15 protein-coding genes are annotated in these 14,478 nt (G+C 48.5%); 5 read left to right on the top strand and 10 right to left on the bottom strand.

Translation table 11 applies throughout. From position 1 onward, the window contains the following. Nucleotides 1-23 precede the first annotated feature (23 nt). Nucleotides 24-536: a DUF4364 family protein gene (locus FND36_12420; protein ID QDW74771.1), complete on the bottom strand. Its 513-nt coding sequence runs from the start codon at nt 534-536 to the stop codon at nt 24-26. Then, nucleotides 536-1,462 carry a TIGR01212 family radical SAM protein gene (locus tag FND36_12415; GenBank protein ID QDW74770.1) on the bottom strand — a complete coding sequence of 309 codons (927 nt, stop codon included), beginning with the start codon at nt 1,460-1,462 and terminating at the stop codon, nt 536-538. The genes FND36_12420 and FND36_12415 overlap by 1 nt, the downstream gene beginning before the upstream one ends. A 241-nt stretch (nt 1,463-1,703) precedes the next feature. Here FND36_12415 and FND36_12410 point away from each other — a divergent pair, with 241 nt between their 5' ends. The 5 genes from FND36_12410 to prfA all read left to right on the top strand — a co-directional run bounded on the left by FND36_12410 (nt 1,704) and on the right by prfA (nt 6,323). Then, entirely contained in the window at nt 1,704-3,044 is a 1,341-nt protein-coding gene (locus tag FND36_12410; protein QDW74769.1) for a transcription termination factor Rho, read from the top strand. A gap of 93 nt (nt 3,045-3,137) precedes the next feature. Continuing rightward, nucleotides 3,138-3,341, top strand: a complete 204-nt coding sequence (gene rpmE, locus FND36_12405; GenBank protein QDW74768.1) for a 50S ribosomal protein L31 — start codon at nt 3,138-3,140, stop codon at nt 3,339-3,341. A 73-nt stretch (nt 3,342-3,414) separates the two neighbouring features. Beyond that, nucleotides 3,415-4,377: a DUF1385 domain-containing protein gene (locus FND36_12400; protein QDW74767.1), complete on the top strand. Its 963-nt coding sequence runs from the start codon at nt 3,415-3,417 to the stop codon at nt 4,375-4,377. After that, a complete protein-coding gene (prmC, locus tag FND36_12395; protein ID QDW74766.1) occupies nt 4,319-5,221 on the top strand; it encodes a peptide chain release factor N(5)-glutamine methyltransferase in 903 nt (300 codons plus the stop codon). The genes FND36_12400 and prmC overlap by 59 nt, the downstream gene beginning before the upstream one ends. Nucleotides 5,222-5,246: 25 nt before the next feature. After that, the gene (gene prfA, locus FND36_12390) at nt 5,247-6,323 is read left to right on the top strand and encodes a peptide chain release factor 1 (protein ID QDW74765.1); all 1,077 of its coding nucleotides are present in this window, start codon (nt 5,247-5,249) and stop codon (nt 6,321-6,323) included. Nucleotides 6,324-6,361: 38 nt separating this feature from the next. Here prfA and FND36_12385 read toward each other — a convergent pair whose 3' ends face one another. From FND36_12385 to FND36_12350, 8 genes are all read right to left on the bottom strand, one after another. Further along, a complete protein-coding gene (locus FND36_12385; GenBank protein ID QDW74764.1) occupies nt 6,362-7,528 on the bottom strand; it encodes a 3-phosphoglycerate dehydrogenase in 1,167 nt (388 codons plus the stop codon). Beyond that, nucleotides 7,387-8,505 carry a uroporphyrinogen decarboxylase gene (locus tag FND36_12380; protein ID QDW74763.1) on the bottom strand — a complete coding sequence of 373 codons (1,119 nt, stop codon included), beginning with the start codon at nt 8,503-8,505 and terminating at the stop codon, nt 7,387-7,389. Before FND36_12380 ends, FND36_12385 begins: the two co-directional genes overlap by 142 nt. An 18-nt stretch (nt 8,506-8,523) precedes the next feature. Continuing rightward, nucleotides 8,524-9,567, bottom strand: coding sequence for an NAD(P)-dependent alcohol dehydrogenase (locus tag FND36_12375; protein QDW74762.1), 1,044 nt, complete (start codon nt 9,565-9,567; stop codon nt 8,524-8,526). A 15-nt stretch (nt 9,568-9,582) separates the two neighbouring features. Then, the gene (locus tag FND36_12370) at nt 9,583-11,109 is read right to left on the bottom strand and encodes a carbohydrate kinase (protein ID QDW74761.1); all 1,527 of its coding nucleotides are present in this window, start codon (nt 11,107-11,109) and stop codon (nt 9,583-9,585) included. A gap of 5 nt (nt 11,110-11,114) precedes the next feature. Then, nucleotides 11,115-11,894, bottom strand: a complete 780-nt coding sequence (locus FND36_12365; GenBank protein QDW74760.1) for an ABC transporter ATP-binding protein — start codon at nt 11,892-11,894, stop codon at nt 11,115-11,117. Nucleotides 11,895-11,986: 92 nt separating this feature from the next. Then, the gene (locus tag FND36_12360; GenBank protein QDW74759.1) at nt 11,987-12,754 is read right to left on the bottom strand and encodes an ABC transporter permease subunit; all 768 of its coding nucleotides are present in this window, start codon (nt 12,752-12,754) and stop codon (nt 11,987-11,989) included. A gap of 10 nt (nt 12,755-12,764) precedes the next feature. After that, complete coding sequence (locus tag FND36_12355; protein QDW74758.1) at nt 12,765-13,868, bottom strand: hypothetical protein; 1,104 nt, start codon at nt 13,866-13,868, stop codon at nt 12,765-12,767. A 64-nt stretch (nt 13,869-13,932) separates the two neighbouring features. Continuing rightward, nucleotides 13,933-14,451, bottom strand: a complete 519-nt coding sequence (locus FND36_12350) for a TetR/AcrR family transcriptional regulator (protein QDW74757.1) — start codon at nt 14,449-14,451, stop codon at nt 13,933-13,935. Between the last annotated feature and the right edge of the window lie 27 nt (nt 14,452-14,478).

Genomic DNA, 14,478 nt, shown 5'->3' with positions numbered 1-14,478 from the left:
GATTTAAATAAGATCAAGAATTTCTACAGCAGGTGTTCCATGATCAGGGCGTAGACCTCTTGATTTTTGCGGGTCCAGTTCCCAGATATGGCTTGGGCCTCGTCTTCCGAGGGAACAGTGACTGTCAGATCGATAAGAGGGGCGCCCTGTTCGATCACCTGGCACTGGACGGCGTACTGACCGGAGGAAGTCCGGTAATAGTCCGCCTTGATAGAGACCTCATTTTTCAGATCATATTTCTTGTTTTTTAAGAAGTCATCGATATCCTTTTGTATGGCTGGGGAAATATCATCTTTGAAATAATGGATTGTTTCTTCCCCTTCTTCTGTGAGATGGAAAAAGGTCCGGCTGTGGGTAGACTCTTCCCGGATAAAACCTGAGTCCGCCAGCTCGGAGATGGCTTGCTGGAGTTTGAAATATGTGGTATATCCCTCGTCCAGTACAAACTCAGAGATCTGTGAATTGGTCAGGGGGAAATCCACCTTGTCCAGCATATATAAAACGATCAATTTATAGAGTTTAAAACTTTCTGCCATTAAGACAACTCCTTTCCTTGCCAGATATTTCTCTGTTTTAAATAGGAATGTATCTGATTCAGCACCCGCCGCTTGTCTCTGCTCCAGGAGGGAGCGATAAGAAGAGACTTGGGACCGTCGCCGGTCAGGCGATGGATCACGATGTCAGGATGGATGTGCGAGATACATAAGCCCAGAAGCTCTATATATTCTTCCATGGAAGGAATCCAGAAAGGATTAGCTTGGAAGTACTCTGCCAGGTCGGTGCCCTTCAGGATATGCAGCAATTGAAGTTTAAGCCCTTGGATATCCATTTGGTTGAGATAACGCAGAGTGTCCAGCATCATATCAGAAGTCTCGCCGGGCAGGGCGAGGATGGTATGGACGATTACTTCGATGCCGGCGGCACGGAGTTCAGAAACCGCCTGTTCAAAGACAGACAGAGGATAACCTCTCCGGATAAAGCGGGCGGTATCTTCGTGAATGGTCTGAAGCCCTAGTTCCACCCATACAGGCTTGATCTGGTTTAACTCTTTAAGCAGATCAATGACATCTCTGGGAAGACAGTCCGGCCGGGTAGCTATGGCGAGAACGCGAACTTCCGGATGGGAGACCGCCTCAGTGAAGATCTGCCTCAGATAAGAAACAGGTCCATAGGTGTTGGAATAAGCCTGAAAGTAAGCGATATAGGAACTTCCGCCGTACTTGCGGGAAACCAGTTCCTTTGCCTGTTGGATCTGGTCGGAGATAGAGAGCGAAGAAGACGCGGCAAAATCTCCCGACCCGCCCTGGCTGCAGAAGATACATCCTCTGGTCCCCAGGGTCCCGTCCCGGTTGGGACAGGTCATACCTCCGTTTAGAGAAAGCTTATAGAGTTTCCCGCCGTAGGTTTCTTTTAAGTAGTAGTCCAGTGAATGGTAGCGTCTTTCGCCCCAACGCACAGCCATATGCTGACAGATCCTTTCTGAAAATTAACGATATTCCGTTTATTATCATATCATCCCTAAAAGCTTGAAGCAACAAAGTTTCCTATAAAGTTCCCATAAAGTTTAGGAAAAAAGCTTTAAAAAAGGAAAGATATGTAGTATAATAATCCCATATTTTCCAAGAAGTCGATTCAGACTGTGATTCCCGTTGTGAGCAGTTTTAAGAGAAAATGAATATAAATGAAAGGAATAGTTTCGGAAAATGATGAGAGAAAAGTATGAATCTCTGCCGGTTGCCACGTTGAGAAATCTGGCAAAAGCAAGAGGCATCAAAGGCATTTCGGCGGCGAAAAAAGCGGAACTGGTGGAACTTATGCTCCAGGAAGATGAAAAGGAAAAGAAGGCTGAGAAGAACACGGTCAAAGAAATGTCTGCCAATACAGGAGACCGGGAAGTGCACGATATCGACAAACTGGACAGCGGCGTTGTAGCCCGCGGAATCCTGGAAGTGCTGCCGGATGGCTATGGTTTTATCAGAAGCGACAACTATCTGCCCGGAGAGAATGACGTCTATGTCTCTCCATCCCAGATCCGTAAATTCAATCTGAAAACAGGCGATATCCTGGAAGGGCATACTCGTATAAAGACACAGCAGGAGAAATTCAGCGCCCTTCTTTATCTGACTAAGATCAATGAGATCGATCCTATGAAGGCCATGCGCAGGGCGAACTTTGAGGACATGACTCCGATCTTCCCGGATGAACGGCTGAAATTGGAGCGGGGAAGGACAAGCACGGCCATGCGCATCATGGATTTATTGTCTCCTATTGGAAAGGGACAGAGAGGAATGATCGTATCTCCCCCGAAGGCGGGTAAAACGACGCTTTTAAAGCAGGTAGCTCTATCTGTGCGGCAGAATAATCCAGAGATCCATCTTTTGATCCTTCTGATCGATGAGCGGCCGGAAGAGGTAACGGACATCAAAGAGACCATCGAAGGAGAAAATGTGGAAGTTATCTATTCTACTTTTGATGAACTTCCGGAGCATCACAAGCGGGTGTCGGAGATGGTGATCGAGAGAGCCAAACGTCTGGTGGAGCATAAGAAGGATGTCATGATCTTGCTGGACAGTATCACAAGGCTTGCCAGGGCATACAATCTGACGGTGCCGCCATCAGGGAGGACTCTTTCCGGCGGTCTGGACCCGGCTGCCCTGCATATGCCCAAACGGTTCTTTGGAGCGGCCCGGAATATGAGAGAAGGCGGAAGTTTGACGATTCTCGCGACGGCGCTGGTTGATACGGGAAGCAAGATGGATGATGTGATCTATGAAGAGTTCAAAGGAACCGGAAATATGGAGCTGGTACTCGACCGGAAGCTGTCAGAGAAACGGATGTTCCCGGCTATTGATATTCCCAAATCCAGCACCAGAAGAGAGGATCTTCTGCTTAGCAGGGAGGAACTGGAAGCGGTGGAGACTATGCGCCGCGCTCTCAACGGTCTGCGCTCGGACGAGGCGGTGGACAATATACTGACCATGTTCTCCCATACCCGCAACAATATGGAATTAATACAAATGGTAAAAAAGACAAAATTAATATAGACAACAGGCGGCTTTTGTGGTACAATAAAAAAGCTGTTTAGAAAACGAAATATCATCGCGTTTTGCGAAGCATAATAAAGAAGAGGTGAAATCATGAAACAGGGAATCCATCCAGAATATTACCAGGCAACGGTAACTTGTAACTGCGGAAATACGTTTGTGACAGGCTCTACAAACAAAGATATCCACGTAGAAATCTGTTCCAAGTGCCATCCATTCTACACGGGACAGCAGAAAGCTGCTCAGGCTCGCGGCCGTGTTGATAAGTTCAATAAGAAGTACGGAATGGGTAAATAAGTTTACAAGTGTAGGGTTGAGGTTTGAAGATCTCAACCCTTTTTAGCTTGGATAAGGTTTTTAAAGGAGTATTATGAAATCATCGAATATTGGAGGCCAGGCGGTCCTGGAAGGCATCATGATGAAACACAAAGATGATTACGCCGTGGCGGTTCGTAAACCGGACGGTGAGATTTTTGTGCAGAAAGATACCTACCAGGGGATCATTAAATGGAAGCCGCTGACGACCATACCCTTCGTCCGGGGAATCTTTAACTTTATTGATTCTATGGTGCTGGGAATCAAAACTTTGACTTTTTCCGCCAGTTTCTACGAGGACGAGGAGGACAAGGAAGAGAAGCCGCTGACAAAAGCGGAAGCAGTGAAGAAGGAGCGCCGGGAAAAATGGATCATGGGCGGGACGGTGGCCTTTTCTGTGGTTGCCGCGGTAGCCATCTTTATGGTACTGCCTTATTTCCTATCTTCCCTTTTGGGATTCTGGATCCCTTCCTACCATGTGCGGACGGTGATCGAAGGATTCGTGCGGATTGGCATATTCATCATCTATGTACTGCTCATTTCCAGAATGGAAGACATCCAGCGGACTTTTATGTATCATGGGGCGGAGCATAAGTGTATCAATTGTATTGAACATGGCCTGCCGCTGACGGTGGAGAATGTGAAGATCAGTTCCAGGCAGCACAAACGCTGCGGGACCAGCTTCTTGTTCTTTGTGCTGGCAGTCAGCATCATCCTGCTGCTTTTGATCCGGGTAGAATCCCCGGTCATGCGTGCGGCAGTCCGGGTGCTGCTGCTTCCGGTGATCGCGGGAGTTTCCTATGAGATCCTGAAGCTGGCTGGGAGAAGCGAGAATCCAATTGTGAATTTCTTAAGTAAGCCGGGGCTTGCGATACAGAAACTGACCACCAAAGAGCCGGATGAAAGTATGATCGAAGTGGCGATCGCGGCGGTGGAAGCGGTATTTGACTGGAGAGCGTATGAAGCAGAGAATTTTGACACTCCATCAGATGTACCAGGAGGGGAAAAGTCGGCTTGAAGCATCCGGCGTGCCGGATGCGGATCTGGACGCCTGGTATCTGCTGGAATATGTGACAGGGAAAACGAAAGCAGAGTATTACGGGAATCCAAAGGAAGAGATGGGGGAAGAAATAGTCTCCCGCTACGAGGAAGCAGTAGACGAAAGAGCCCGGAGGATCCCTCTGCAGCATATCACCGGGGAGCAGGGGTTCATGGGATTTCCCTTCCGGGTCAATGAGCATGTGCTGATCCCAAGACAGGATACGGAACTTTTGGTAGAAGAAGCCCTGAAGATCCTGGAGCCGGAAATGAAGATCTTAGATCTGTGCACCGGGTCTGGCTGCATTCTCCTAAGTCTTATGAAGATGGGAGAAGAAAAAGGAATCAGAGGTCTTACCGGGACTGGTGCGGACATTTCCAGAGAAGCGCTTGAGGTGGCGGAAGAAAATGGGAAATGCCTGAAGATCCCGGCGGAAAGGGTCAGATGGATAGAGAGTGATCTGTTTGGACAGGTGAATGGTACCTTTGATCTGCTCGTATCCAATCCGCCCTATATCCCTACAGAAGAGATCGAGGAGCTTCAGGATGAAGTGCGGCTCCATGATCCCAGAATCGCCTTGGATGGCCATGATGACGGACTGTATTTCTACCGCGGGATCGCGGGAGAGAGCGGCGCGTATCTGGAAGACGGCGCCTGGGTCCTTCTGGAGATCGGATGGGACCAGGGGGAAGCGGTTCGGGAGCTGCTGGAAGCTGCGGGATATCAGGATGTGGAAGTAAAGAAAGACCTGGCGGGAAACGACCGTGTGGTCCGAGGAAGATATAGAAAGCAAAGAGCCCTTGAGAAAGCGGCGTTGAGATAGAAAGGAGTAAAGGAGGAAACGAGAGATGTTTGATAAATTGGAAGATCTGCTCATCCGTTTAGATGAGATCTTAAGCGAGCTTCAGGAGCCGGATGTGGCCAATGACCAGGAACGGTTTCGGAAGCTGATGAAAGAACAGAACGAACTGACTCCTATCGTGGAGGCGTATAAAGAATATAAGGCCAGTAAGCAGGCGATCCAGGACAGCCTGGATATGCTGGAGGAAGAAAGCGATGAGGAAATGCGGGAGCTGGCCAAAGAAGAGTTAAACGATGCCAAAGCCAGAGTGGAAGAGCTGGAACATGAGCTGAAGATCCTGCTTCTGCCAAAAGACCCCAATGATGACAAGAACGTTATGGTGGAGATCCGGGCGGGAGCCGGCGGAGATGAGGCGGCTCTGTTCGCGGCGGAGATATACCGGATGTATCTGCACTACGCGGAGGGCCGCCGTTGGAAAGTGGAGATGATCTCCGTGAACGAGAACGGCATCGGCGGTTTCAAAGAATGCGTGTTCATGATCACTGGCCAGGGAGCCTATTCCCGGCTGAAATACGAAAGCGGCGTCCACCGGGTACAGCGTGTCCCGGAGACAGAGAGCGGCGGCCGTATCCACACCTCTACGGTGACGGTGGCGATCATGCCGGAAGCGGAAGAAGTGGACGTGGTGATCGATGAAAAAGATATCCGTATCGACGTAATGCGTGCATCCGGAAACGGCGGCCAGTGCGTCAATACTACAGACTCCGCTGTACGTCTGACCCATTATCCTACCGGGATCGTGATCTACAGCCAGACAGAAAAGTCTCAGCTCCAGAACAAGGAGAAGGCGTTCAAACTGCTCCGTTCTAAGCTGTACGATCTGGAGATGGAGAAAAAGCAGGCGTCCGAGGCAGAGGCCAGAAGAAGCCAGATCGGTACCGGGGACCGTTCCGAGAAGATCCGGACTTACAACTTCCCCCAGGGAAGAGTGACAGACCACCGGATCAAGCTGACTCTGCATAAGCTGGATTCCGTGCTGAACGGAGATCTGGACGAGATCATCGACAGCCTGACCGCGGCAGACCAGGCGGCAAAGCTGGCGAATATGAATGAAGAAGGTTAAAAAGGGACAGGGCATTTTCAATTAGGGCCGGGGGATTTTTAAAAATCCCCCGGCCCTAATTGACATTCCAGCCCCCGGCAGACTTCTTCCACGGCAAAGGAGAAAGTGCCGGTAGATGTGCCTGCGATATGTGTGGTTAAAGTTACATTCTGTAAATGGCAAAGTGGATGATCTTTCCCAAGTGGTTCTTCCAGATAGACATCTAGCGCGGCCCCGCCGATCTTGTTATCTTGCAGCGCGTGGATCAGGGCATCCTGGTCCACGAGCCCGGCGCGGGCGGTGTTTATGAAGATGCAGGTATCTTTCATGTGTTCGAAATCTTCTTTCGAGATATAGTTTTCGGTTGCCTTTGCATATCTTAAGTGGATGGTCAGGATATCGGAACGGCGGATGATCTCATCCCGGGACACTGGCGTAACGCCTTCCAAAGAGATTTTGTCGGCCGGGATAAATGGGTCGAAGCATAGGATATCGCACCCAAAGGGGATCAGGCGTTTGATCACTTCTTTCCCGATATTCCCGAATCCGATCACTCCAACGGTCAATTCCCGCAGGTCTCTGGCTTCTCTTCCGTAATCTTTCTGCCAGTTTCCCAGCATCATCTGGGCGTGCGCCCTGCTGATGTGCTTTAACTCGCTGATCATCATTCCGACGGTAAAGTCTGCCACGGCATGGACGCTTCTGGTGGGAGAGTTGATGACGGGAATTCCTCTTTCTTTGAGTGTTTCCATATCCAGGGAATTCAGGCCGCCCCGCATTGCTCCCACCGCTTTTAATTTTGGACACGCCTCGATCAATTCTTTTGTGACCGGGGCGGTATGTACGACAATGATATCCGCGTCTTTGCAGATGTCCAAGATAAAGGGATGGCACTTTACAGAATTGGCCCCGTTTGTGTCGGTCCGCAGCATTACCTTCATGCCGGCGTCTTTATTCTTGATCAGCTCCGGGTGATCCGCGATCACCACTTCAGCGCCGTATTTCTCTAATTTTTTGAACTGGCTCATCAGATCAGACTGGATAAAATAATCACAGATACAAACGATTTTCATTTTTACAGCTCCTAAATATCTTCTAGTCCTTTGCACAAATGTCCTTTTTGCGCACCCCGGCCATATTTTCTTGCCGCGTATATATAAGCGTCGATATTCTCCCGGGGAGTTCCGATCGCCACCTGACAGCCGGTATTGAGCTGAAACCCACATGGAGAATCGCTGGCTTTTTCAATACATTCACGGACATTGGCGATCACATCATCGATGCTCCCGTATCTTAAGATAGTGGTGGGCGGAACGTTTCCGCTGATCAGCATATCATTTCCAAGTACGCTTTTAGCCTCCGCCAGATCTTCACAATCATCAATGCTGAAGTTTTCTACGCCTATGTCGATCAGATCAGGCCAGAGTTTCTTCGTTTTCCCGCATATATGGACACTTGGCTTTTTCCCGGTGATCTCTTGGATCCCATCAAAGAGGCGTTTCATATAGGGCTTGGAAAATATCTGGAAATTCTTCCAACTGATCAGATTCTGCGATGTGGCAGGATCCGCGAAGCTGCAAGAGATATTCCCAAACTCATTTTTTACATACTGGACCCACGCCAGAGAGCAGTCCACAGAGAATTGGAGCAGCCGTTTCAGTTCCTGTGGATGGCGGATAATATCTCTTAACACATCTTCTACTTTCCGGATGCTGATGGCAGTCGTCATAGGGCCGGCAACGCTGGTACGGACGCTCATTTCAGGAAACACTTCTTTCAAACGGTGTCCCGTTTCGATGGTTTTGACCATGAAAGGCACATTCTGAGGCTGTATGATCTCCATGCGCTCCAACTGGTCATAGTCTGTCAAAATACATTCTTCGATATATTCGATATCGTTTTCTGGAAATCCGATCTTACTGCCAACGGCCCGCCCGATGCCTTTCAGGCTCATGCCAAGAGAAATCCCTTCCAGGTCAAAATCCTCCTTCTTTCTCCGGATCAGTTCTTTTTTTACCTCCAAAGACTCCCGGAACTGCTGTTGGGAAAAGCCGTAGAGGGGGAGGAGAGCGCTGTCGGGCGAATTAAACCCAAAGGGCAGAAAATCCACCTCCTCCCCGGCAGAATATAATTTTGATCGTTCAGAGTTGGTCAACTCTGCTTTTTGTGAGCGCATTGCCTGCTTCAGCTGTTCATAAGTCATTTTTACACCAGAATTCTTTTACATTTTTATGACGGCCTTGATCACTTCGTCTTTGTGGTCGATATTAAAGTTCAGCCCCTCTATGATGTCTTTAAAGTCAAACACGTGTGTGACGATCTGCTTCACGTCTATTTTGCCCTGGCTGATCAGTTTTATGGCTTCAGGATACAGGTTCCGGTATCTCCAGATGGTAAGCACCCTTCCTTCCATGGAAAATAGTGTGCCAAAATCGAATTTTATTTCCCCTTCCGCGCACATTCCCACAAGAGTCACCGTCCCGGATCGCTTGATCATCTTGGCGGACATAAGCGTTGCCTCCTCCGAACCGGCGGCCTCGTATACCTGATCCACCCCGCCGCCAGGAAGGCTCTTGATAAATGTAAGAGGATCTTCTTTACTGGAATCGATCACTTTCACGGCGCCTAACTTTTCCGCCAGCTTCAGGTTTTTTTCATGGTGTCCGACGGCATAGATCTCATCAATCCCGGCCGACTTCAGAGACAGGATCGTAAGCAGACCGATGCAGCCAAGGCCAATGACCACCGCGCTTTGGCCCATCTTTGCCCCAGACAGGTTCACCGCGTGAAGTCCCACCGCTAACGGCTCTACCAATCCGCCTTCCATGGTGCTTACATTATCTGGCAGTTTAAAACAGAGCTTTGCCGGATGGGCGTAGTATTCACAGAAGGCGCCGTCGATCTGGTGGGGTACCGCCATGAAATCCAGGTTTTCGCAGAGGTTATATTTCCCGCTTTTGCACAATTCACACTCGCCGCACATAACGCCCGGCTCAAGGGCCACCCGATCTCCAACCTTCAGGTGTTTGACGTTACTTCCGATCGCAACGATGGTTCCGCCGGACTCATGCCCCAGCACAAGGGGTTCGTCTACAATGTAGTCGCCGATATGTCCTTCTTTAAAGAAGTGCAGATCAGATCCGCACACACCGACATATTCTATTTTAACTAAGACATCATCTGGTTTCAACTGGGGGATATCCCGTTCTTCGATCACCATCTGCCGTTTCCCAGTCATTACTGCCGCTTTCATTTTCCCATCCATTATTCTTTCCTGCTACTATCTGATAAATTCGCGCCTCATGGCGTCCCAGGCATCTGCCATTCCTTTGTCGATCAATTGATAGATCTGATATTTCTTTTCATAAAAGGCATGCTCGGCCTGGCGCGGCACGAAGGTTTTGTCCACCTTTACAGGAATACACGCTTCTTCATAAGATTTGCAGGCTCCTGCACCTACCAGCATGATCAGGCAGGCGCCTCTTGCCGTCACATCATTTACATCTATGGTGTTCACGGTCAGCCCTGTGATATCAGAAAAGGTCTGAGCCAGGATCTCGCTCTTGCTTCCGCCGCCTACAAGCCACAGCGTGTCGATCTTTTCGTGACCGGGAATGGTCTGGATATTCGCGTAATGTCCAAAGACAACGCCCTCGTAGACAGCCTTGACCATATCCGCCTTTGTATGCCAGTCCCGCAGCCCATAGAAGCCTCCGCAGGCGTTGGCGTTATATAAGCCGCCAAATAGATAAGGGTGGAAGATCAGTGTATCGTCACTGGAAGCCCTGACTAAATCTTCCGCGTATCCGTACAGATCCCTGCCGGTGCCCTCATAACATTCGGCAGGGCATAACAGGTTCAGCATCCGTTCCAGTACGGAACCGGAATTCCCGTCCAGGGAGCCGGTCAAAAACCGATCCGGGATCGCGTGGGGGAAACTGAACAGGCCTTTGCGTTCGTCTGTTGTAGTAAAATTACATCCCCATGTGCCGATCACGGTCACTAATTGGTCTTCTCCGATAGCGCCTGTCCCAAGCGGGGAGGCCATCAGATCGTGGACCCCGGAAAAGACCGGGATTCCCGTTTCTAAGCCTGCGCTTTCGGCCACTTCATCGAGAAGGGTTCCCGCGATCTCTGAGCTTGGCACGATGGGAGGCATGCACGCTTTCATCTCGGGAATCCCGATCTTGTCGAAGTCTTCCAGATCATAATCCATTTTGTCCACATCGAGAAGCAGCGATGGACCCAGATCTGTATAATCGGTTGACATTTTTCCGGTCAATTTATATTTGATCCAGTCTTTTACGAAGAAAACGGTGCCGATCTTATCATAGCTGCTTTTTTCGTAGCGTTTCAGCCATGTCAAGATGGAGTATGGATAACAGGCCAGGATTTCGGCCTTTTTCTTTTGCAGAAACCATTCCGCGATCCCATTTTCCTGCCATTCTTCGATGATGACAGAGGCTCTTGTATCCAACGATACAATCCCGTCCCGAAAAGGCTTCCCGTCTTTATCAACCGGAAAGATACCCGCGCCATGGCCGGTAATGCCGATTCCTAAAACCTTATATTCATCCTTGATATATTCTTCTTTCAAACGTTTTAACCCGCGTACGGTCACGTCCCATATGACATTCATATCCTGTTCGCACCAGCCGGGTCTGCGGGCTTTTGACATTTCACAGGGTTCCGAGACAACACCTATTTCGTTTCCTTTCGTATCAAAAAGCACCGCCTTTAAATTCGTCGTTCCTTTGTCGATCACAATCAGTGTATCCATATCTGTCCTTTCCTTGCGGTCCGTCATCTTTTCTATTGATGACTCGCAACATCTACGTTAATGTGTTTGATCAATCGATTCCGCAGCTGCTGGATCTGCGCGCTTTCGTACATTTCCGTACGGGTGGGCTTCCTCGATGGATCAATGGTCTCTTCGCAGATCACTTTGCTAGGAGACTGCCCCAGGACACAAATATGTGTGCCGAGATAAATTGCTTCATCCACATCATGAGTGACAAAAAATACCGTTTTCTTTTCCTGATCTTTCGACCATAAGTCCAAAAGCATGTCCTGGAGATTGGATCTTGTTACCGCGTCCAGCGCTCCAAATGGCTCATCCATCAGAAGGATGGGGGAGTCTAAGCTGAAGGCTCTTGCGATCGCGCAGCGCTGTTTCATACCTCCCGATAATTCCTTGGGCAGTTTGTCATACACATCTTTGGAAAGCCCTACCTTTTCAATCCATTCTACGGCAAGATCTTTGGTTTCTTTGGCGCTCATCTGCGGATAGCGCTTTTTGATCGCGAGGGTGATATTTTTCCCGGCTTTTTTCCAGGGGAACAACCCATAGTCCTGGAATACGACTCCGCGATCCAGCCCGGCTCCCTCGATTTTCCTGCCGTCTACCAGAAGTTCGCCTTTATTCGGCGTCTCCAAGCCTGCCAGAAGTCTTAATAAAGTGCTTTTCCCACACCCGGATTGGCCCAGGATACATACGAAATCTCCGGTCTTTACATTCAAACTTACGTCTTCTAAAATAATCTTTTCTGTTCCAGGATAGGAAAATTCAACATGATTAATTAAAACATCCATTTTCTTTTCTCTCACCAATCATATGTAATATTTCTTTGCGAATATATGAAATGCCGCTCCGACATCCCGCGCGTCGGAGCAGCATTATAAAATCAGTCGATCGTCCAGTGTAATAGTCTGCTTTTGATCGCTTCAACGATGGCCATTACCGTTACCAATACGATCACCATCCAAATAAATCCGCTCCATACATGTTCGAAACGTCCAAGATCCGCGTTTCGTTTTACAAAATAGCCCATACCGTACTTGGTTCCGTACATTTCGGCAAATACCAGTGTCACAAACGCAGATCTGACGGATGTGATAAATCCTGAAACAATGGAAGGGGAGGCTGCCGGCAATATTACATGGAAAAACTTTTCCACACCGGTCAGTTCCAAGGTGGCCGCATTGTCTAAGTACCGTTTGTCGATCGTCATGATCCCGTTGATGACGGAAAACAGCAGAGCCCATACGCTGCCGTAGGCGATCAGGAATAGGGACGCCATACGGAAGCTTGGCGCTAAATACAGCGCAAACGGAGACAAGAGCAGTACCGGGATCACGCTGATCGCGTAAACCACCGGATGCAGGATGTCTCTGATATTCGCGAATAATCCCATAGGTATCCCCACCGCGAACGCGACCACCGCGGAGATCAATAATGCCGGGATCAATAATTCAAAAGAATACCAGGCGTTGACCAGCATTTCTCTCCAGTAGTGCTGGAAAGATTTGACGATCTCATTCGTCAGAGGAAATAAATATCTGTTGACAATATGTGCCCTGGTGATAAATTCATAAAACAAATAAATGCCCACAAATATCAAAGCTGTTATTACACGGTGTATCTTATAGTTTGGATTTTTCTTTTTGCTCATAACTTAATTTCTATTCATATGCCTCATACAAACGGTTATTCTCTTCGTAGAAAGTCAGGCACCCATCATAGTATTCAGGATTCTCATCATAATAGGTTTCGACACATTCATCCAAAGCCTCTTTATAGATCTCTGAGTTATAGTGGGCCTGAAGTGTCTCCAGCGAATCATCGGAAAGAAGACCAAGCTGTCCCATTGCGTACCAAGCGCGGCTTACCGCGTAAAGATCCGGGTCAACATTGATGTTCCAGTGCTCGTTTTCCATGTAGTTCGCGCAGTAATCTCTGTCAAGATCAAGGGTTTCTGTCATAAGATCGATGGCGTAGTCACGTTCTGTCTGCAATACATTCAGGGCTCTGATCCAAGCTTTGAGGAGTCCTTTCACAGCTTCTGGATTTTCCTCAAGCCATTCTGTCCTGCAGGCAGCCCGGCAGCAGGAGTACTCCGGCATGAGATCGTCGCAGTACGCCGCGACTTCAAGGCCTAATTCTCTTGCGTTGTAGTCGATGCCTGTGGTACCTACCATTGCGTCAACCTCTCCATTGGCTACCGCCTGAAGACGATCCTGATGCTCTGGGATCTCTACCCATTCGATCGTAGCCCCGGCTTCTTCCGCCGGCCAGGATACACAGTAATCAGAAATGTTGCCGGCAACTTTCATACCGTCAAGATCAGAAGCATCGTTGATTTCTACGCCAGGTTTGGTGATGAGCGTCATAGCTCCTTCCAGCATATATCCAGCAAAGATCGTCAGATCTTCTCCATTGCCGATATACTGCAGGGGCATACCCGTTCCGTAAGTGGAAACAAGATCCGCGTGTCCGGTAGAAAGAGCTGTAAAAGCATCTTCATTGGAGTTGCAGTAATTGATCTCTACCTCAATTCCTTCTTCTTCATAAAAGCCTCTGTCTGTGGAAATGGCATCCAGAACCTGTCCGCTCAAAGGATTTGCCGCAATGACGACCTTTTGCAATTCCCCGCTCTCTTCTGAGGACTGGTTTTCTGACTCTGAAGAGTCCCCGCTTCCGCTGTCGGAAGCTCCTCCGGAACATCCCGTCAGCAAACCTGCCACCATTGTGAAAACCAGCAATGATGAAATCAATTTCTTTTTCATAGTTCTTCTCCTTCTTTAAAATGATTATATTATCTAGACATTTGAGGATAATGTCTGAACCGTCTTAGTTGAAAGAGAAATCTGGATTGTCCATGGTGTCAGAAATGATCCTGCAAAGATCTGCGGCTGTGTCCTGGCAGTCATTGAACAGCCAGTTTATCACCAGATTGAAGATTCCTCCCACGTACACATACAGGGAATTGATATTCTTTGCCTTACCGTTTTTCTGTGCGAAGTTTAAAATTTCACGGTTGATAAACTGCAGAAGTTCTATCTCATATCCCTGCTTTAAAAGAATGACGAGTCTTGACCTTTCTTCTTCTGCCAAAAGCAGGATGTCTTTCAGCCGCTGCTCAGGCGTATCGCTGGCTCTTATAATGTCAAAGATATCTAAGATGAGACCGTCAATATATCTTTTTATAATATCTTCTCTTGAACAAAAATTGCGATAAAAAGATGCCCTACTTACCTTCGCTTTCTGAACGATCTGGGTGACCGTTATCACCGAAAGTCTTTGATCTTCCATCAAAGTAAACAGCGCATTTTCTATCTTCATATCTACTTTTTCAACGTAATTCATCATCGCATCACATTTCTACAAAACTGATTC

Source organism: Lachnospiraceae bacterium KGMB03038 (assembly GCA_007361935.1).
Lineage (GTDB): Bacteria > Bacillota > Clostridia > Lachnospirales > Lachnospiraceae > Massilistercora.
The sequence above is the reverse complement of the archived record's forward strand: the minus strand, read 5'-3'. Positions and strand labels throughout refer to the sequence as shown.